Source organism: Rhizobium sp. WSM1328, from assembly GCF_057653715.1.
This window is the reverse complement of record NZ_JBYGKO010000002.1, coordinates 464180-482178: the sequence shown is the minus strand read 5'-3', so window position 1 is coordinate 482178 and position 17999 is coordinate 464180. Positions and strand designations below refer to the sequence as shown.

The 17999-nt window shown below is 58.2% G+C and carries 22 protein-coding genes and 3 pseudogenes; 13 read left to right on the top strand and 12 right to left on the bottom strand.

Features of this window, described 5'->3' with window-relative positions:
- Positions 1–33: 33 nt before the first annotated feature.
- The gene (locus AC2444_RS25820) at positions 34–750 is read left to right on the top strand and encodes a DUF4336 domain-containing protein (protein WP_128450190.1); all 717 of its coding nucleotides are present in this window, start codon (positions 34–36) and stop codon (positions 748–750) included.
- Here AC2444_RS25820 and AC2444_RS25815 read toward each other — a convergent pair.
- Both AC2444_RS25815 and AC2444_RS25810 read right to left on the bottom strand, forming a co-directional pair.
- A complete protein-coding gene (locus tag AC2444_RS25815; RefSeq protein ID WP_128450189.1) occupies positions 747–2138 on the bottom strand; it encodes a hypothetical protein in 1392 nt (463 codons plus the stop codon). The two genes, AC2444_RS25820 and AC2444_RS25815, sit on opposite strands and share 4 nt — an antisense overlap.
- A complete protein-coding gene (locus AC2444_RS25810) occupies positions 2135–3514 on the bottom strand; it encodes a cytochrome P450 (protein WP_128450188.1) in 1380 nt (459 codons plus the stop codon). Before AC2444_RS25810 ends, AC2444_RS25815 begins: the two co-directional genes overlap by 4 nt.
- A gap of 37 nt (positions 3515–3551) precedes the next feature.
- Between AC2444_RS25810 and AC2444_RS25805 the strand changes: the two genes are divergently transcribed.
- From AC2444_RS25805 to AC2444_RS25795, 3 genes are all read left to right on the top strand, one after another.
- Complete coding sequence (locus tag AC2444_RS25805; protein ID WP_128450187.1) at positions 3552–4373, top strand: alpha/beta fold hydrolase; 822 nt, start codon at positions 3552–3554, stop codon at positions 4371–4373.
- The gene (locus AC2444_RS25800; protein ID WP_128450186.1) at positions 4339–4533 is read left to right on the top strand and encodes a hypothetical protein; all 195 of its coding nucleotides are present in this window, start codon (positions 4339–4341) and stop codon (positions 4531–4533) included. Before AC2444_RS25805 ends, AC2444_RS25800 begins: the two co-directional genes overlap by 35 nt.
- Before the next feature lie 110 nt (positions 4534–4643).
- Positions 4644–5021 carry a response regulator gene (locus AC2444_RS25795; RefSeq protein WP_128450237.1) on the top strand — a complete coding sequence of 126 codons (378 nt, stop codon included), beginning with the start codon at positions 4644–4646 and terminating at the stop codon, positions 5019–5021.
- A gap of 87 nt (positions 5022–5108) precedes the next feature.
- Here AC2444_RS25795 and AC2444_RS25790 read toward each other — a convergent pair whose 3' ends face one another.
- Both AC2444_RS25790 and AC2444_RS25785 read right to left on the bottom strand, forming a co-directional pair.
- Positions 5109–5984 carry an SDR family oxidoreductase gene (locus tag AC2444_RS25790; protein WP_206615958.1) on the bottom strand — a complete coding sequence of 292 codons (876 nt, stop codon included), beginning with the start codon at positions 5982–5984 and terminating at the stop codon, positions 5109–5111.
- Positions 5985–6125: 141 nt separating this feature from the next.
- Entirely contained in the window at positions 6126–6923 is a 798-nt protein-coding gene (locus AC2444_RS25785; protein WP_128450184.1) for an SDR family NAD(P)-dependent oxidoreductase, read from the bottom strand.
- Between the two features lie 239 nt (positions 6924–7162).
- Between AC2444_RS25785 and AC2444_RS25780 the strand changes: the two genes are divergently transcribed.
- From AC2444_RS25780 to AC2444_RS25765, 4 genes are all read left to right on the top strand, one after another.
- Entirely contained in the window at positions 7163–7477 is a 315-nt protein-coding gene (locus tag AC2444_RS25780) for a hypothetical protein (protein WP_012760518.1), read from the top strand.
- Between the two features lie 49 nt (positions 7478–7526).
- Positions 7527–7823, top strand: coding sequence for a DUF3175 domain-containing protein (locus tag AC2444_RS25775; RefSeq protein ID WP_128450183.1), 297 nt, complete (start codon positions 7527–7529; stop codon positions 7821–7823).
- Between the two features lie 127 nt (positions 7824–7950).
- On the top strand, positions 7951–9279 hold the full coding sequence (locus tag AC2444_RS25770) for a zinc-binding dehydrogenase (protein WP_128450182.1): 1329 nt from the start codon (positions 7951–7953) through the stop codon (positions 9277–9279).
- Positions 9280–9298: 19 nt separating this feature from the next.
- Positions 9299–9547, top strand: a complete 249-nt coding sequence (locus AC2444_RS25765) for a hypothetical protein (RefSeq protein ID WP_128450181.1) — start codon at positions 9299–9301, stop codon at positions 9545–9547.
- A gap of 54 nt (positions 9548–9601) precedes the next feature.
- Here the strand turns inward: AC2444_RS25765 and AC2444_RS25760 are convergent, their stop codons facing one another.
- The 5 genes from AC2444_RS25760 to AC2444_RS25740 form a co-directional block, all read right to left on the bottom strand.
- A complete protein-coding gene (locus AC2444_RS25760; RefSeq protein WP_128450180.1) occupies positions 9602–10264 on the bottom strand; it encodes a UdgX family uracil-DNA binding protein in 663 nt (220 codons plus the stop codon).
- A gap of 342 nt (positions 10265–10606) precedes the next feature.
- The gene (locus AC2444_RS25755; RefSeq protein ID WP_012760521.1) at positions 10607–10825 is read right to left on the bottom strand and encodes a hypothetical protein; all 219 of its coding nucleotides are present in this window, start codon (positions 10823–10825) and stop codon (positions 10607–10609) included.
- 171 nt (positions 10826–10996) lie between these two features.
- The gene (locus AC2444_RS25750) at positions 10997–12970 is read right to left on the bottom strand and encodes a protein-L-isoaspartate(D-aspartate) O-methyltransferase (RefSeq protein WP_128450179.1); all 1974 of its coding nucleotides are present in this window, start codon (positions 12968–12970) and stop codon (positions 10997–10999) included.
- A gap of 2 nt (positions 12971–12972) precedes the next feature.
- On the bottom strand, positions 12973–13218 hold the full coding sequence (locus AC2444_RS25745) for a hypothetical protein (protein ID WP_128450178.1): 246 nt from the start codon (positions 13216–13218) through the stop codon (positions 12973–12975).
- Between the two features lie 12 nt (positions 13219–13230).
- A complete protein-coding gene (locus AC2444_RS25740) occupies positions 13231–13446 on the bottom strand; it encodes a hypothetical protein (protein WP_003555073.1) in 216 nt (71 codons plus the stop codon).
- Positions 13447–13862: 416 nt separating this feature from the next.
- On the opposite strand from AC2444_RS25740, the gene AC2444_RS25735 reads away from it, so the two are divergent.
- The 3 genes and pseudogenes from AC2444_RS25735 to AC2444_RS25725 form a co-directional block, all read left to right on the top strand.
- The gene (locus tag AC2444_RS25735) at positions 13863–14009 is read left to right on the top strand and encodes a hypothetical protein (RefSeq protein ID WP_487762907.1); all 147 of its coding nucleotides are present in this window, start codon (positions 13863–13865) and stop codon (positions 14007–14009) included.
- Between the two features lie 12 nt (positions 14010–14021).
- Positions 14022–14354, top strand: a complete 333-nt coding sequence (locus tag AC2444_RS25730; RefSeq protein WP_080518619.1) for a four-helix bundle copper-binding protein — start codon at positions 14022–14024, stop codon at positions 14352–14354.
- A gap of 302 nt (positions 14355–14656) precedes the next feature.
- Positions 14657–15610, top strand: a pseudogene (locus AC2444_RS25725) (IS66 family transposase); the annotation flags it as partial.
- A gap of 305 nt (positions 15611–15915) precedes the next feature.
- Here the strand turns inward: AC2444_RS25725 and AC2444_RS25720 are convergent.
- The gene (locus AC2444_RS25720) at positions 15916–16806 is read right to left on the bottom strand and encodes a LysR family transcriptional regulator (protein WP_003562162.1); all 891 of its coding nucleotides are present in this window, start codon (positions 16804–16806) and stop codon (positions 15916–15918) included.
- A gap of 81 nt (positions 16807–16887) precedes the next feature.
- Between AC2444_RS25720 and AC2444_RS25715 the strand changes: the two genes are divergently transcribed.
- Both AC2444_RS25715 and AC2444_RS25710 read left to right on the top strand, forming a co-directional pair.
- Positions 16888–17214, top strand: a complete 327-nt coding sequence (locus AC2444_RS25715; RefSeq protein WP_003562163.1) for a helix-turn-helix domain-containing protein — start codon at positions 16888–16890, stop codon at positions 17212–17214.
- Between the two features lie 43 nt (positions 17215–17257).
- A pseudogene (locus AC2444_RS25710) lies at positions 17258–17407 on the top strand (integrase); the annotation flags it as partial.
- 57 nt (positions 17408–17464) lie between these two features.
- Here AC2444_RS25710 and AC2444_RS25705 read toward each other — a convergent pair.
- Together AC2444_RS25705 and AC2444_RS25700 are read right to left on the bottom strand one after the other, a co-directional pair.
- A complete protein-coding gene (locus tag AC2444_RS25705; protein WP_128450176.1) occupies positions 17465–17791 on the bottom strand; it encodes a helix-turn-helix domain-containing protein in 327 nt (108 codons plus the stop codon).
- Positions 17784–17954: pseudogene (locus AC2444_RS25700) on the bottom strand (type II toxin-antitoxin system RelE/ParE family toxin); the annotation flags it as partial. The gene AC2444_RS25705 and the pseudogene AC2444_RS25700, both read right to left, overlap by 8 nt.
- Positions 17955–17999 lie beyond the last annotated feature (45 nt).

Here is a 17999-nt window from a genome sequence, read left to right as displayed (position 1 = left end):
GATCCCTGAACCTCTCCTCACTCCGGATACAGCATGACCTACGCGCCACTCGACATTGTGAAGCCAGTGGGTGACAGCATCTGGATCGTCGACAGCGGGCCGCTCCATGCTGCCGGAGCCATCCCTTTGCCCGTTCGCATGACGGTCATGCAGTTGGCAGACGGTGGTATCGTCCTCCATTCGCCGACGCGCTACGATCCCGTCCTGCGCCAAGAAATCGAAAGTCTCGGGCCCATTCGACATATCGTCGCGCCGAACAGCGCGCACTGGAGTTTCGTCAAGGACTGGAAGGGACGCGTCCCGGACGCGCTCGCCTGGGCAGCCCCCGGCTTGAGGCAGCGTCGCCAAGTGAAGAAGGCGCGCATTGCGTGGCATGGCGACCTTGGCCCTCAATCCCAAGCGCACTTCGCGCCTGATATCGATCAGATCGAGGTACCAGGGATCGGCGGTTTTTGTGAAGTCTGCTTTTTCCACCGGAAAAGCCGGAGCCTCGTCGTGACAGATCTGATCCAGAACCTTGATGATCATCATCAGTCTGCGATGATGCGACTGTTTTCAAAGCTGATGGGCGCGCGCGACCGCGCACCGATATATTTGAGGGCTGTCGTACGCTTGAAAGGCGAGCTGGCCAAGGCAGCAGCCCGGCAGCTAGTAGCGCTGGAGCCGAAGCGGGTAATCTTCAGTCATGGACAGTACTTTGAAGTGGACGCGCCAGCGCGATTGCGCAAATCGCTTGAATGGTTAGTTTAAGCTGCGTCAGATCCAGTCAATGATACACCAGCATGCGAGTGGTTGCTGGCAAAGTCCTCGACCTTCCGGAATGGCAGCGCCCCGGGCATCGCTGCTCGTTTGGGAAGAGCTTCGATCGCCTTGCTGTAGCGGACCATTGTAGCGAGGTCTGCCGGAAACCGGTCTCGGTCGACGCCAAGCAGATCACCGCGATTGCGGGCGCGGTCGAGCACACCCTGCCAATCCGAAATCGTTGCCTGTCCGACGGCTTCGACGCCGTTCGGAAACACTGTTATGAAGATGTCGTCGAAGGCCGCCCCGTCGTTAAGATAGTCATGCAGCGCATCGACCGACGGTTTGGCATTGAACACAAGCCAGAACGGCACTGAGCCCGTTTTGAGGGCCAGCCACGGGTCGAGCAGCATGAAGGACTCTGCGAGCAATCGCTTCGGCGGGATTCCGATCCTGCCATACCATTCCCTGTAGAAATCGGCGACGAAGACGCTCAGTTGTTCCGGTTGTTCAAAGGACAGCGTGCGAATATTAGCACCCGCAGCCAGGCCGATCGAAAGAAGATCGGGCATCAGCCCCGGCTCGAACCCCCACTCTGCCTCTACGGTCTGATCGTCCGCGTCTGGTGGATCCCACTTCGACCGCTTGTCTCCAAAGCTCTTTAGATAGGCTTCGACGCGATTGCTGCCGTTGTAATATTCATCAAGGCTTGCACCGCCGACCCCACCGAACTGGAACACAGCGTCGTTGCTGATCCGCCGCACCGGCCATTGCAGCTGGCAATCGACGATCAGCAGGGTGCCCCCAGGCTCCAGGCACGTATCGATAAAACGGCGGTATGCAGGCGGCAGTCGTATGAATTTCTGGCGAAACAGGCCCATATGGCGCAGCACCAAGCGGTCCTGGTTGGAATCGTGCATGTAGTGGATCGCGACATTCTTGTTACGCGCGAGGAGCTTCTCGACGACAGGCATGCCGACCTCAAAGCCTTTTTGAGGATCGTCAGGATCGACGCCCGTATGCCGTACCGGCGTCAGGAACGTCTGGGGAAGCCAGGGCGCGCCCAGTGCAGCGCAGAGATGCATCAACGCGCCATTCGACGAACCAATAGCAATTACCGGATAACGCCGTTGCGGATACAGGCCGACAAACCATTCGGCCACTTCATCGCTGCTGACGCTGTTCACCTTCTTCGGAGAGACCGCATAGGTCAGGCTGCTCAAGGCGAAGAAGCCTCGTCTCGCCGGCTTCGGCAAATGGTTGAGCACCGGTGCGAGCCGCCGCATGATCCATGGCTCACCGAGGGACCTGAATGGTCTGCCGTGCAAAAAACTTGCCAATGAGCGCGCCATCGTGGCGGCTGAATCGAACATGGCAATACCTGCCGGTGGCTTCATGCGGCAGCACCCTGCCGATTTGAAAGGCGAATCTTGATTTCAAAGTGATCAAGGCTGCCAGGAAGCTGTTCGGGATCAAGTGATGGTTCGACGACACTGATCGTCGCCTTCGACAGTATCGCACCCATCGCCAGGCTGGCGACCGTGGGAACGAGGTTATGCGCTGGGCAAATCGCGGCCCCACCGCTGAAGGGAACCAGACCCTCGGAGGGCTTCGATTCCGTATCAAACCATGTCGTCGGGGACATTCGATTGGCGATGTCGAGACGCTCGTCGTCGCGGTGGAAGAACGGAGCAAATATGATGATGCCGGTGCCTTTCCTGATCGTCTGGCCGCCGATGATGTGATCCTCGGTCAGCTCTCGTAAAATGGCGGGGGTTGTTGGCCACAGCCGCACGGCGTCGATGAGAACCGCGCGGGCAAAGGGACGATCAGCAGCCGCAGCGTCGGCTTCCTCCACGGCCCTGGCCTGCTCGTCCGGCTGGCACCCAAGCAGAGCAAGAGCTCTGAATGTGGCGATGCCGGCGGCATCGAACGCGAAAAGCCACTGTGCCACCTGGCTTTCAGGCTCAACCTCCGCCCGGTTCGGAAGCCTCGATATCAAACTGTCCGGCTCAGGCTGTCGCAGGTATTCGGCCACGCGCTTTTGATAGCGCTTAAGTTTGCCATTGTTGGCAAAGGCTGCGAATGCCCAGTTGGCTCGCCGGCGTAGATCGTCGAGATCGTTGGTGAGTTGCTCATCTTCGCGCGCGCTGTCGCCGAGCACAATTCTTCGGACAATGCGGAACCATGGTTGGGAAAACTCATCCCAGCTGACATATCGAACACCGGTGTCAGCGAGCGGCAAGAGCGCCTGGAGCTCCTCTCGGACAATACGGTCAAAATGCTCGACGAAGGGATGCACCCGCTCGTTGGTCGCCAAGGCGTGTTCGTGGAGAGGACGGAGTTCAGCCCGTCTTGATGCGTTCGAGATCAGCACATTGCCCGGTTCGAAATGCGCGAGCGCCGATCTTTTCTCTTTCGACGCGGGCGTGAAAGGCATGGGTGTTCCCTCCAAGGCCTCTGCGACATGGTGGGGATCGAGAAGCAAAAGCTGCGGCCGGAATGGCAGTGGCACAAGCAGAGGCCCACGACCGTATGTCTTCCGCAAACGTTGCATCAACCGGACAGCCTTCGTGTCGAGGTTGCGCCGCTGCGCCAAAGCCTCCATCGACGAGCGGCGCTTGATCACGCCTTTGGCGATCGTCGGCGCCATCACCGTCCTGATGATCCTAAATGTGTCGAGGAGGCTAGCCCTTGCCGTCGTCACCGGTTCTACGCGTGCTTCCATGTTCTTCCCTGCCCGCTTCATTTCCTCTGGGAACTTTGGGGACAAGCTTTAGTTCCTCCTCAATGTTCCAAGGAAACACGCCATGCTGACATTCGAGGAAAATGGGCACGGTGAACCGCTCGTCCTGCTTCATGGCCTTGGCGGCAGTGCCCGGTCTTGGGACTTGGTCGTCCCGGAACTGCAGAAGCACCGGCGGCTTATCGTGCTGAACCTTCCGGGCCACGGAGGCTCACCGCTCACGCCAGACGCCGCCACCTTCGACGCCATGGTTGCAGGGGTAGAGGCGTTTCTGGAAACGCGAGGGATCACCTCCGTTGACGTCGTCGGCAGTTCTCTCGGCGGCCGGATCGTTTTGGAATTGGCGCGGCGCGGACGCGTGCGCTCTGCCATTGCGCTTGATCCAGGCGGTTTCTGGCACGGCTGGGAGCGGCATTATGTCTTTGCCAGCCTGATGGGCACGATCAAACTGGTTCGTGCGCTTGGCAATCAAAGAAAAATCCTCGCCAAGCCTGGCATTCGATCGGTTTCGATCCGCCAGCTCTCCCACAAACCCTCTGCACTCAGTCAGCCATTCGTCGAGCAGGAGATCAAGAGCTGCGCTGCGGCGTCAGATTTCGAAGCGATCGTGCGCGATCTTACCTCGATCACAGCGCAGGTCGGGCCGGCCGCAAGCCATGTTCGGTCCGTGGCAATCGGTTGGGGTCGCCAGGATAAACTTTGTTTCCCCGGCCAAGCCATCCGAGCACAGACGGCGTTTCCCGGTTCCATATTGCGATGGTTCGACGCGTGCGGTCATTTTCCAATATGGGACCAGCCGTCGCTGACGGTACAGTTCATTCTCCAATGCCTCGACCTGGAAAGGAACAGCGATGAACAACGAGCTTCAATGCAGCAAGGAATTTGAGCAACGCCTGTGGGACATACGCGATATCCTTCATGGTGCGGTTCAGGATAGCATTGCGCACCAGCAACAGAGCGCAGGCCTCGCCACCAAAAGGGCATATGAGGAACTTGCGGGTCTCCTGGACGAACTTCAAAGCAATCTGAAGAAGCCGGAGCCGTAGGGGCCTCCGGGCCGATCTTTGGAGAAGCTGTGTGGTTTCGCACATTGCCGGACGAAACTTGTTACGCGTTTATAATCAGGACATTCGAAAACGAGACAAGGGTGGCTTCGATGCACACTCCGAATATCCTTATCCTGGAAGACGAAGCTCTCATCGCATTGGATGTCGAGATGACGCTGACCGACATGAAGGCGTGGTCCGTGACGAGTATTGCGTCACGCGCCGACGCATTGAAATGGCTGGCTGAGAACACCCCTGGCATCGCCATCATCTATATTTTCCTGCGGGACGGTGAGTGCATGGAGGTTGCAGACACCCTTGTCGAACGGGGTGTTCCGTTCGTTGTCCACAGCGCGCGAAGGAAAGTCACCCACGACAGCCACCGCATCTTTCTCAAAGGCATTTGGATACCGAAACCTGCGGTTCCGAACGATTTGGCGCGAACCGTCGAAGCTCACCTCTCAAAGTCGCGCTTCGTGGCGGCTTGACACCCGCAACGAAGTGAGGATGAATAATGGCGGGGAGACTAGTCGCACATGCACTATCAGTGAGCCGTCCAGAAGAGTTCATCGACGTCATGGCTGACCGCTACCACCGGCAGCACCATAAACCTGGCCCGTAGCATAGCTTGCTTGCGGGTCGGCCAGCTGAACGTAGATAGAGGCGAGCTCCGCCGGCTGGCCAGGCCGCCCAAGCGGCGTATCGCCGCCGAACTTCTGAAGCTTCTCCATCGTTGCCCCGCCACTGACCTGCAGCGGCGTCCAGATGGGCCCCGGCGCCACGCCATTGACCCGGATTCCCTTGGGCCCAAGTTGCTTGGCCATCGACTTGGTGAAGTTCATTCCAGCCGCTTTCGTGATCGCATAATCGACCAGGTTTTCCGACGGATCGTAAGCTTGTTCAGAGGTGGTCTGAATGATTGCGGAGCCGGGCTTCAAATGCTTGAGTGCTGCCTTGGTCAACCAGAACATCGCGTAGATGTTGGTTTTCATCGTGGCGTCAAAAGCTTCGGTGGTGATGTCTGATAGCGAGGCGGCCTGCTGTTGACGGCCAGCGTTGTTGACCAGAATGTCGAGGCCACCGAGTGCTTTGGCTGCATCCTCGACAAGCCTCTCGCAAAAGGCCTCGTCCCGGAGGTCGCCTGGCAGGGCGATACCCTTGCGGCCTTCCTTTTCGATCAAGGCGATGACTTCTTTTGCGTCCGGCTCTTCGTCGGGGAGATAGTTGATAGCAACGTCAGCACCCTCGCGCGCGTATGCGATCGCGGCGGCACGCCCCATGCCGGAATCGCCACCGGTGATCAGTGCCCTCATTCCCGTCAGACGGCCAGATCCTTTGTAAGACGTCTCCCCGTGGTCGGGCTTCGGTTTCATTTTTCCGGCCAGGCCAGGGAAAGGCTGGGACTGCTTTTCAAACGGAGGCTTCGGGTATTTTGTCGTGGGATTTTCCATAGTGGCTGCTTTCGATAAGGTTGAGGCCGCCTGCGCAACAAAAGGAAATGTCGAAGCGGCAAGCGTTGCAGTCGCGGACGCAAGTACGGAGCGGCGGCTGAGTTTGAGAGTGAATGATTGGGCCATGTTAAGGCTCCTGATTTAGTTTTTGCCTGAACCCGGCTCGGCCATCTTGGCGTGCTGGTGGGCCAGCATGCTCGCGGGCGTGACATTGGCGACGGCGGCTTGCAGCTTGTTCTTCCAGCCGCTGACGACATCACCTTCGCCATCCATCATCGCGTCGTAACCCACCTTGGCAACGTCGGCCGGGTCATCCTTCTTCGCCTGACCGACGGAAGTGTCCGTCAGGTCAGCGCGTTGGAAGAACTCAGTCTCCGTCGGACCCGGCATCAGGCAGCTCACCGTAATGCCGCTGTCTTTCAGCTCTTCGCGCAAAGCGAAGGAGAAGCTGTTGATGAAGGCCTTGGTGCCATTGTAGACGGCCTGATAAGATCCGGGCATGAAACCGGCAATCGAACCGGTCAGCAGGATGCGGCCTTGTCCGCGGCTGCGCATCAGATTGCCGACCTGTTGCACGAGGTAGATGGTGCCGACGATGTTCGTGTCTACGACCTTGCGGGCCTCGGCGAAGTCCTGATCGAGGAAGCCCTTACCAAGTCCCCTGCCGGCATTGGCCATCAACAGATCGACGGAGCGGCCAGATGCCTCGATTTTTTCAAGAAGGCGGTCGACACCTTCCTCCGTAGACAGATCGGCTTCGATCGCATCCACCGAGGTGCCAAACTCCTTCAAGCTGGCTGCGGCCTGATGGATGCGTGCTTCATCGGCTGCAATGATTAGATCGTAGCCGTCCTGGGCGGCACATTTTGCCAGTTCATAGCCGATACCCGTCGATGCACCTGTGACGACGGCAAGGCCTTTTCCGGTTTCGATCGCCATTGGGTATCTCCTTATGCTGTGAGGATGCGATGATGCGGCTACCCGGCGTCGTGCGCGGCGGGGAAACTTTGGCCTGCAAACGACCGTCTTCAGGACTTGTTCCTCGCGGGCGGCGCTTGTACGAAATCGCACGAAACCGAGGAATTCGGACGGAAAACACCGCTTTGCGCTTCCTGTGAGGAACTTCGGCGAGAAACGCGTCGTTTTCTTTGCTTCATCAAAACAAGAGGAGATGTACCATGCCGCAGGGCGACAAATCCGCATATACCGACAAGCAGAAGCGCAAGGCCGAGCATATCGAGGAGGGCTACGAGGATCGCGGCGTCTCCGATAAGGAAGCCGAACGCCGCGCCTGGGCCACCGTCAACAAGGAAAGCGGTGGTGGCAAGAAGTCAGGCTCAGGCCGAGGCCATGCCGAAAGCCACGCCTCTTCCGAAAAGGGCGGACGCAAGGGCGGCGCAGCTGCCGCGTCGCGCACCAAGGAAGAGCGCTCGGCATCCGCCAAGAAAGCCGCAGCCACGCGCAAGCGCAACGAGCACCATGCGCATCATTGATGGACACGGCGTCATGACAGTGGCGCCGTTCTTCTATGGAGAAACGTTCATGCCGAAGAAGAAATCCAAACAGAAATGGTCGCAGGATGTCACTGAAAACAGCGACGCGATGGACCTGAAAGGCGGCGTCTTCAAGCAGCGCAGCGCCAAGAAGATCGCCGACTCGCTGAAAGCCTCGGCCGAACATTGCGATCGCCGCAAGGCCAGTCCTTTCCAGTCCGCTATGTCGATGCTGAGTTTCTACATCAATCGCGCTGGCAAGCAGCTGTCGAAATCGAGATTGGCAACGCTCGACAGGGCAAAGGACGAGCTGCGCAAGGATTTTGGCAAGGAGCCGAAACGCTGATCATCCGGGCGGCATGACAGTCAATAATCCGGTCACCGCAAAGCGATCCGCGCGGAACGATGTATGACCGCATTGCCTCGGCGGTGTGTTTTGGAAATTTACTCTCAAGCTCCCAAAGGAGACCGATATGCAAGCTGTCCGTATCCATCGCTTCGGCGGCCCGGAAGTCATGGCAGTCGAGGAAGTCGATCGTCCGAGCCCGGCCGCCAATGAAGTTCTCATTAAAGTCTTTGCCGCAAGCGTTAATCCAGTCGACGCGAAGATGCGCGAGGGCAAGTATGCGGTCGTCACCGAAAAGGATCTTCCCTATGTGCTCGGCCGCGATGTCAGCGGCGAAATTGCTGCCACCGGTTCCGAAGTTGCCAGCTTCCTGGTCGGCGACGAGGTCTTTGCGTTTCTGTCACCAGAACATGGCGGCTACGAGGAGTACGTGCTGGCGCGGGTCGATGAGGTGGCTGTAAAGCCACAGTCTCTGGATGCGGTTGGTGCGGCAGCAGTGCCGCTAGCCGGCATCACCGCGTGGCAAGGCCTGTTCGATCATGGTGGGCTTCAATCTGGCCAGCGTGTCCTTATTCATGGTGGTGCGGGCGGTGTCGGCCATTTCGCTATTCAGTTCGCCAAGGCGAAGGGCGCATGGGTGGCAACGACCGTGTCCTCGTCTGACAGGGACTTCGTGACTGATCTCGGCGCCGACCAGGTGATCGATTACAAAGCTGAGAAATTTGAAGAGATCGTCGAGCCCGTAGACCTGGTGTTCGACCTGATCGGCGGCGAGACACAGGAGCGTAGCTTCGACGTCGTGAAGCCGGGAGGAGCGCTGATCTCCACACTCCAGGAGCCGGACAAGGCACGCGCCAAAAAACTGAAGATTCGGGCGGGACGATACACCGCTCAGCCGAGTGGCGCCCAGCTGCAGGAGATCGCGGCGTTGATCGATGAGGGCAAGGTGAAGGTCGTCGTTGCCAGCACCTTCGAGCTTCGTCAGGCAGCGGAAGCCCAGTCCGCCCTTGGGAAAAAGCACATCCGCGGCAAAGTCGTCCTGAAGGTCGTCGAGCAGCAGGCAAGAACCGTGACTGACGACGACGCACGGAGATTGCGGGCATACCAAATCTGGGAAGACGAAGGTCGTCCGGAGGGTCAGGACCTCGCGCATTGGTATAGAGCCGGCGATGCCGGCGCAACAGCGGAACGTCCTGACTATCGACGGTACTCTTCCGATGTCGCGCCTGTTGGGTCGCTGGTGATCAAATTCTATCACTCCGGCGATCAGATTCGCGGATATGTGCGTAAGGTCGCGGACACAGCTGCGGACGATACGATCTTTCCCGGCGAGGAAATGGAGCCGGATGCGGCCTTTAAACTGGCAGATTCTCATAAGGGCGATAGCAGCGAAACCGTCTTCGTCGAGCTTGTCGAAGGCGTTGAATGGAATCCCGCCTGGGGTCGGTTGGGATGACCGAGGAAGAAGGTTGACAATGACGAAACGCGAAACGCCGTCGGAAGCGATCCCGGCCGACACAGATGATGCCCGCTCGATCGACAGCCCCGCCGCCGATCGTCACCACAACGATCTGGCCAAGGAGGCGGCGAAAGAATTGCAGCGAGCCATGAAAGAAAAAGGCGGGTCGCCAGACAATCACATATCGACAACGAAGGCAGAGATCGAGCGTGAGGCCAGGGACAGTCCGACAGCAATCATGCCGGACGATCCAACAACGGCGTGAGCAGCGCTAAGCAGCGTGTCATCACTCACTGACGACGCGACGTACGTCATTGGCTTACTTATCGTCTGACAGATAATCATGGATTAATCGTAGATCATCGACAAACCGTCGCTGTTCGTTGGCACGATCATCATGGTCTCGGATACGAAGCAGATAAGACGGATGGATGGTGACGAGTAGCGGCGTGGCGTTCGCTGCCTGCAAGATGTGAGAACGTTCCTTCGTCAATCCAACGGAGCGTCCCATTAACGTATAGAGGGCGGTTGCCCCCAACGCGACGACCAGACTTGGGCGCAAAAAATCGAGTTCGCCGCCCAGCCACCAGGCGCAACGCTGAATTTCGCCGGCGTTTGGTTTCGAATGGATGCGCCGCTTGCCGCGTTGCTCGAATTTGAAATGCTTGACCGCATTGGTGACGTAACAGAGCGATCGATCGATGCCCGCGTCGTGCAGACATTCGTCGAGCAATCGGCCCGCCTGGCCTACGAACGGCCGGCCCGCAATATCCTCTTTGTCGCCGGGTTGCTCCCCAACGAGGATGACCCTGGCGTCCGTTGATCCTTCACCGAATACGGTCTGCGTGGCATTCTTGAACAAATCACAGCGTTCGCAGGTCTCGGCTTGCCCATGAAGCGCCGAGAGGTCCTTGCCTTCCGCATGAGGTTCGATAAACGCCGGTGGCAAGCGGGTCGGGCGCGTAGCGGATGCCTTGACCATCACCTACCCCTCGCCCGCGCAATGTGCTCGCTGCCATGCGGCGGCGGAACATCTCCTGTTTTTTTGATCATCGATATCATCGTTTGAGGGGCCTCAGGCGCTTCTTCCACCGACAAAGCTTGCCAATCCCGCCGCGAAGGCCTCTGCCGCTCCATGCTCCGGTGACCCCCGCATTTTCAAGAAACACTCGGAGATGCTTTTCAAAAGTAAGCGGAAGGCGGTTGCGATTATTGTTGACGGTATGCGCCCCTGGCCATGGCGGTATTGTAAGTTTGTCAGTGTGGAAATTGCTCTCGCACTGTCGCCAGGAACGACCTCATCTTCAGCACGGCGCGTCGACATTCATTCCGATCCCAAGCGAGAGGCATCCTCCTGTTGCTTTACTTCTTTCAAAAGTTTCTCCCGCGGGTTTTCGGAGAGCTTCCTCCGGGTCGCTTCGACGGTCTTTTCTCCGACTTCGACTGGCTGACCGCTATCGTCGGGAAAACCTTCCGCCGTCTTGCCAATAGAAGAGCTTTTTGGGCTGTCGTTCGGTCCATTCGCGAGTTTTCGGTTTGTCATGATAAAATCTCCTTTTTCAAAGAACTCATGGCACGCGGATTTGTGCCGCACGGGGCGATTTTCACAAGCGGGGTGTCGGATCTTGCGACTTCATTGCTCGAACCTTCCAAAACCAAAGCGCTGCTATTACGCCGTCAGACGGACAACGGGCGCTTTTGTAGCTCTTGAGAGTTACATCCCAAACGGAAAGGTGTCTGGCATCTTGCCGGATCCTTTCGTGGGGCCTGCCAAAGGCGTGACCGGAGAAGTCTGATCGAACCAAACGAACGCGTCGAACTGTGATGAAACCGCTGCCTCCATATAATGGCTGAGGCGCTCGGTCTCTGGACGGTAGATCACGCCGATGAACCGCTGCTGTCGGCGCGCGCGAAGCGCATTGTGAAGCGTGTCGCTGCGCCCAAAATCCAGCAGAAAAGAGTGCTTGCCGCTATCATGACACAGGCGTTCGATACTGCCCGGCAAGGAGGGGCTGATGTCCTTAATCTCCATGTCGCTGTCCCAGTCGGAGGCACAGGCGACCCTTCCCGCGTGGGTGCCAAACCCGATCAGCGCCACCTGATCCCCGTAGCGCTCCCGGCAGAGCTGTCCGATGTTCAGTTCGTCGCGTCCAGACCCCATTTCGGTGTGGCGTGCATCTCCGATATGGGAATTGTGCGCCCACACCACCGCCCTGGACTCCGGTCCGCCTGCGCCGAGAAGTTGGTCCAGCGTCTCGAACATATGCCGGTCGCGCAGGTTCCAGGTCGCGGCGCCACCATAATACATGATGCGGTAATATTTCTCGGCCGATGCAATCAGCCTCGCATTTTGCTGCGCATCTAGCAGATCGCCGTCTTCCTGCGAAAGGGAACGTTCGAGAAGTTCGCGGCATTGCTTGATCACTGCGTCCTCGCAGGTCTCGTAACCGGAGCGAAGCGCCGCACGTCCGTAGGTCGAGGGTTCATTCTGCCAGGGCGTCAGGCAGCCATAACGTTCTCGGGCAATGGCAGCCGCACCTGGATCGGTTTCGTCCAGATAGGCGAGAACTGCGGCGATCGATCCGCTCATGTTGTAGAGATCAAGACCATAGAAGCCGACCTGCCGGCTCGCATCCTCGATGCCAGCATTGTGCTGTCGCAGCCAGTCGATGAAGGCCGCGACCTCGGTGTTACGCCACATCCACTGGGGAAAGCGTTGGAACGGCGCCAATATCTCGGACGGTCGGGGTCGGCCCCGCACATAGCGGTTGAGATACGCTGCATCCGGCCAGTCCGCCTCGACTGCGACGATCGTGAAGCCATGCTTCTCGATCAAGTGCTTGGTGATTGCGGCGCGGGCGCGGTAGAACTCCGACGTTCCATGACTTGCCTCACCGAGGAGAATAACCCGCCGGTCGCCGAAGCGATCGAACAGAGCTCCGAAACCCGAATCGTCGATCGCGGGAAGCTCTTCGGCTGCCTCGCCGATTAGCTCCGGAAGAGATTTACGGACCGGGTGAGGCGAAAGTTCGTCGTCTTGCTCGATCCAGCCTTCCGCGCCGACAAGCGGCACGAACATCACACCGCCGAGATCCTCTTCCTCGAACTTCGTGGCAGACATGCGTGTGATGCGGAGCAACCGCTGTTCTTCCGGATGTTCTCCAACCGGGATGACCAGCCTTCCACCAATTTCCAACTGTTCCTGTAAAGATACCGGGACGGAGGGTCCGCCGGCCGCCACCACGATTGCATCGAATGGAGCCTTCTCGGGCCAGCCCAAGGTGCCGTCGCCGGCCTTCACCGTCACATTGCTATAGCCGGACTGGTGGAGACGCCGCTCGGCTTCACTTGCCAGTTCTCCATGACGCTCCATGGTGAAGACCTCGGAGGCCAGCTCGGCCAGAATCGCTGCCGCGTAGCCGGAGCCCGTACCGATCTCCAGGACACGATCCGATGGTTCGATCTCGGCTGCTTCCGCCATTCTCGCGACGATAAACGGCTGGGAAATGGTCTGGCCACTGCCGATAGGCAGCGGACTGTCTTCATAGGCGAATTCTTCGAACCCTTCGTCCACAAAGGACTCACGAGCGACCCGACGCAAAGCCGCAAGAACCCGCTCGTCGCGCACCCCTCTGCGAGCGATGTGCGTTTCAACCATGCGATGTCTGGCGAACGCGAAATCCAACATCGTCAGCCGTCCGCGCGCGGCTTGTGATGCGCGCTTTCCTGGTTTTCGCCGCGGATAATCTGGCGGTCGTCCTTGTCCGTCAGTTCGACACCTTCTTCGTGAAGGTTTGCGCCACCCCGATGGGCATCCCGCTGCTGTTTCGAACGCTTCAGCTCTTCCTCGGCGTTGAAGTCGTCGCCGGCATTGCTGGTGTTTTCGCGCTTCTCGATAATGCGCCGCTGTTGCTCGTGGGTTTTCGGGCCAGCCATATCGGCCTCCTGTTATTTGTTGGTGCGTCCAGTGCGATTGGGATCGACGCCACCTTGCGCGGTGACATCATTCTCGACGTCACCCTTGAACGTGTTGTCCCCGTCAAGGCTTTCGTCCGCGTCAAGGATGTCTCCACCCTTGATCGTGCCCCTGGAAGTGCCGATCCCAGGGTTTTGTCGCAAATCCTTGTCTGACGGCGTTTGAGTCTTTGGGTGCTGATTGGCCATTCGAATCTCTCCTTCACTCTGGTTAGGCGCGCTTCAGTTGCGTCAGGAAATGGAGTTTGGCTGTCGCGGCGTGTCGTATCTCTTGGGGAGTGCTCGCCAGACCTTCGCCGCCTGACCATTGTCGACATGCTCTGCCAACACGAAACACACGACCTGGACCGCTTCCTTGGTGTTAAGGGGCCGGCCGAATTTCCTAATCCTGTTGCGCTCATCGAGGCCTCCTCGCCTTAATGGCCCCTCGCGCGTACGAACTCATGAAGGGGGCGCAGGTTCCGGAACAAATTTCGTCGCCTCGGGTTTCTTGAAAATCATCAAATTTTGGCTCGCCGACGAAAGCGGAGGACTTTGAGATGGCCCACAGCGACAAGAAGCATTTCGGTAAGGGAACACAGGGAAAAGGAGCCGGAGCCGGCGCAATGACCGAGATCGATGGAGACACGGTCGGAGACAACGAGGTTCTTTCGAACCGCGACAAGAAACAGCATTCGAATGAGCGCGGCCAGGACGGCAACGCAATCAAGACAGAGCAGCAGCAGGATCATTCCGCCAATCGCCGGCCATAGGAGAGCATAACCGTGACCCATATAAGCCCCCAAATGCAGGCCTGCGTCGAAGAATGCCTGCGCTGCTATTCAGTCTGCCTGTCGACCGCGATGAACCATTGCCTTGAAATGGGTGGCGCGCATGTCGAGAAACAACACTTCACCCTCATGATGGCTTGTGCCGAAATGTGCCGGACCTCAGCGCATTTCATGCTATTGGCTTCGCCACACCACAGGCATACTTGCGCTGAATGCGCCGAAATCTGTACCGAATGCGCGGATGATTGCGAGCGGATCGGAGATATGCAGGCGTGTGTGGACGCCTGCCGGCGCTGCGCCGAAAGTTGCCGCATCATGTCCTCCTGACGCGCCAGAGCGTCAGGCCCAGTCTGGACGAACAGCGGCCGATGACTTTGCCGGAAACCATGAACACGCCGTCATCCTCCGAGAGAGCCCGAGGCTCCGAACACGATGACGAACCGGGGTCTGGCCGAGCAGTGCTTGGCTGCTTTGATCGTCCATCGTCCCGAAACGGTGACATCGACGAAACCTTCAGAAATAACCACATCCAAAAACCTTCTTCACGTCGTCGTTCATCGCTGCAAGATAGGCAGATCGCCCTAATGTCTTGATGATGAGATACGAGCCGGCGACCTATCGTCGAATGAATGGCGTCGCCTTATGTGACGGTTGACGACACCGGCGCGCGGCATTCCCATAAAAACTATTACACCACACAGATCGGCGGTGCGGATTTTACCGTCTTTCGCACCACGAAATCGAAGTCACGCCTGAACTTTCTGTCCCTGCTGCGCGGCGGCTATCAGGATTATGTGCTGGGTGACGCCGCATTCGATTATCTGAAAGAACGTCGCGGCAATCCGCCCGTAGTCCATGGGCTTCGGACGTTTGAGCCGCAACACTTCTGCAACCAGGTACCGTTCATGGCGCATCTGGCTGACAAAGGTGTCGATATTCTCAACCGCCAGGAGATCGGCACCCTTGCCGAAGCAGGGCTTTGGGGCTCCATCCGCCATCACGGCCTGATGGCAAATACGGTGATCGTGTCCGACGATGCCGGACAGTTCCGTGTCGGCAATCATGCACTGTGTTGGGTCCATACTGAGCGCCTTCTGCAAAAGCTGATGCCGACCACTGCAAAGGAGGAGCGGCTGGTCACGATGGTCCGAGATCTCGTCTGGCGTTTCTATAAAGCGCTGAAAGCCTACCAGCAGTGCCCTTCCCCCCAGTCCGCTCCCGCATTCCGACGACGGTTCGATAGGATCTTCACACTCCGTACGGGTTATGAAGCACTCGACACGCTTCTCGAGCGACTGCATCGCAGGAAGAACGAGCTGCTAAAGGTGCTCGAGTATCCCGGCATCCCGTTCCACACCAATTCCTCCGAAAATGCCTTACGGACGTTTGTCACGAAGCGGAAGATCTCCGGTGGCACAATGAGCCAGGATGGCCGTGTTGCGCGCGATGTCATGCTCGGCCTGATGAAGACCTGCCAAAAGCTCGGCCTTTCCTTCTACCATTATCTCGGTGACCGGCTTGGGATCGGCAGTGAAGATCACCCCATCCCGTCTCTCCCGGCCACCATCCTTGCCCGGGCTTAAACGCTGAAGCCACCAACGGTCATCAGCGCTCGACGCTTCTGCCTGCCAAACCGGCAGCGCCATCGAATCTGCCCCACTTACCCCGCATCAGGGCTGTCATACTGATTTTCGCGAGATCGTAAGACGTTGAAATCATGGTAAACACGTCATTAACCAGAAGCGATATGGATGCTAGCTTCCGTCATCGCTCGGGATTTTCTGAAAAGTTATAACCATCGATAAGTAGCTCTTATCGATGCGAGATTGATTTCAGGGCGCAAATGGGGGCCATGGGGACCGCCACGGCGCCCGTGGGCTCCCTCGCCTCACCTGCCCGGCCGCGCCAATGAGCGGGCGATATCGACGATGTCATCGCGCGAGGCGGTTGGATCCTCTTTATTCCAGGCGACACCGAGGCCGATCCGGAAGTCGATGCCTCTGACTGCCTTCAGTTCGAAGGCCCGGTTCGGCAGGCCCTCGGTCCATTCCGGCGCAAAGCCGATGCCAAGGCCGGCAGAAACCAGCGACACCAGCGAATAGGTGTCGTCGCAGCTATAGGCGATGTTGCGGGTCAGATCATATTCCTCGAACTTCTCATTGAAGTACCGCTCGGTGTAGGAGAGGTTCTTGCGATTGAAGGCGATGATCTTCTCCCCGCGCAGATCGTCGATACCAATCTCCGCCTGTTCCGCCAGTGGGTTGCTCCTGGCCACCGCCAGCAGATAACGCTCATGGGCGATCGAGGAGAAGCGCAGCGAGCCGATGTTTTCCACCGGCCGGATGAAGCCGAGATTGATCTGGCCGTTCTCCAGACCGCGGATGATGTCGCCAGTGTTGCCGCTTGAAATATGAATACGGATATCCGGGTACTTGCGGGCGATCTTTCCAAGAAACGCCGGCAGCACGCCGGTGGTCGCCGGATAGACGGTGCCGATCCTGATCTGCCGGATCGTCTTGCCGGCCACCGCCCTGGTGATCTCGGCACTCAGATCGACCTCGCTCAGGATCCCGACGCAGCGCTCGTGGAAGATCTCCCCTGCCCTGGTCAGTTCCACCCGTCTGGTCGAGCGGATGAACAGCGCGCAGCCGAGTTCCCGCTCCAGCGCCTGCACGTGGTTGGAGAGCGCCGGCTGGGCGATGCGCACCTTGGCGGCCGCCCGGCCGAAGTGCAGTTCCTCGGCCACCGCGACGAAGTAGGAGAGCTGGCGTAGTTCCATCAATCACCGCACATATTGTTCTTAATAGGCACCACGTATCGTACATAGACCCGTGTGGTTTGTCATGAACAAAATGTGGTCATGGAGCCATTCTCTTCAAATCTCAAACGACGCGCTGAACAACTTGGCATTTCGAACGCGGAGGTAGCTCGTCGCGCTGGCCTTAGCGACCGCCGCTACGGAAACTACATTACCGGCCGTCGTGAACCGGACTTGGCAACCCTCGTTCGCATCGCTTCGGTATTGAACGTGAGCATCGACGAGTTGCTTGGTAACAACGCTGAGGAGAACGTCAGAACGACGGATGAGCTGTTCCATGAAAGATTAGCCGTGGCGCTCAAGGCACTTCAAAGCGATGACCTTCGAAGACTGGTCGTGATGATCGAGGCGCTGGCCACCCAAAAATGACGGATGGAGTACTTTTGGCAGCCTTTTCCCGCCGATGAATTGGCTGCGGCCTGGTTTTCTCACCGAGGCAGCCAACCGCGGTATCCCCCTCCCGGAGGCAATGGAACAGTTACGCCATCGCTCGGTTCAGCAGGCATCTAGTTATTTTAACAACGCGACGCGGCGAAGCAGGCGGGCCGCCCGGATGCTGTAGTGCTGATTTCCATAACCAACAAGCATCAATGTTGGCTACGTGAATCGACGGTTGCCATCAGAGTTTTGAACCGTGCCGAGATCGTTCAGCAATGCTGGACAGATCGACTTTCTTGCCCGCGACATCCGCAACGATCCTCAATGTGCCACCGAGTGACTCAACGTAGTCGCGAAGTGTGGAAAGCTTCATATCCGCACGTTTTTCTAGCCTCGAGACGTTCGTCTGCTTAAATCCGGTCCCGGCAGACACCTGTTCTTGCGTCCGTCCGGCGAGCGCCCGCAGTTCTCGCAAATTGTGCGCCGTGACAAGTTCCTCAGCACGCTTTGCAACAGCGTGCTGTTCGGCTTCGGGAAGCGTCTGTATCAGCTTGTCGAGGTCATCCATGTTTCTTCTCCAACTCGCTTAAGTGCTCGTCGTATCGTTTGTCCGCCAGATCAATCAGTCTTTTGTAGAAGAGTTTCTGGCTCATGCCGCTCTTCGCTCCGCCGCAAAGGACGATGGCTTTTCGCTCGGGATCAAAAGCAAAGGCGAACCGCCATTGAACCTCTCCTTTTCATCGAGCGTCGTTTCGACCTGTGCTCTGTCTGGATAA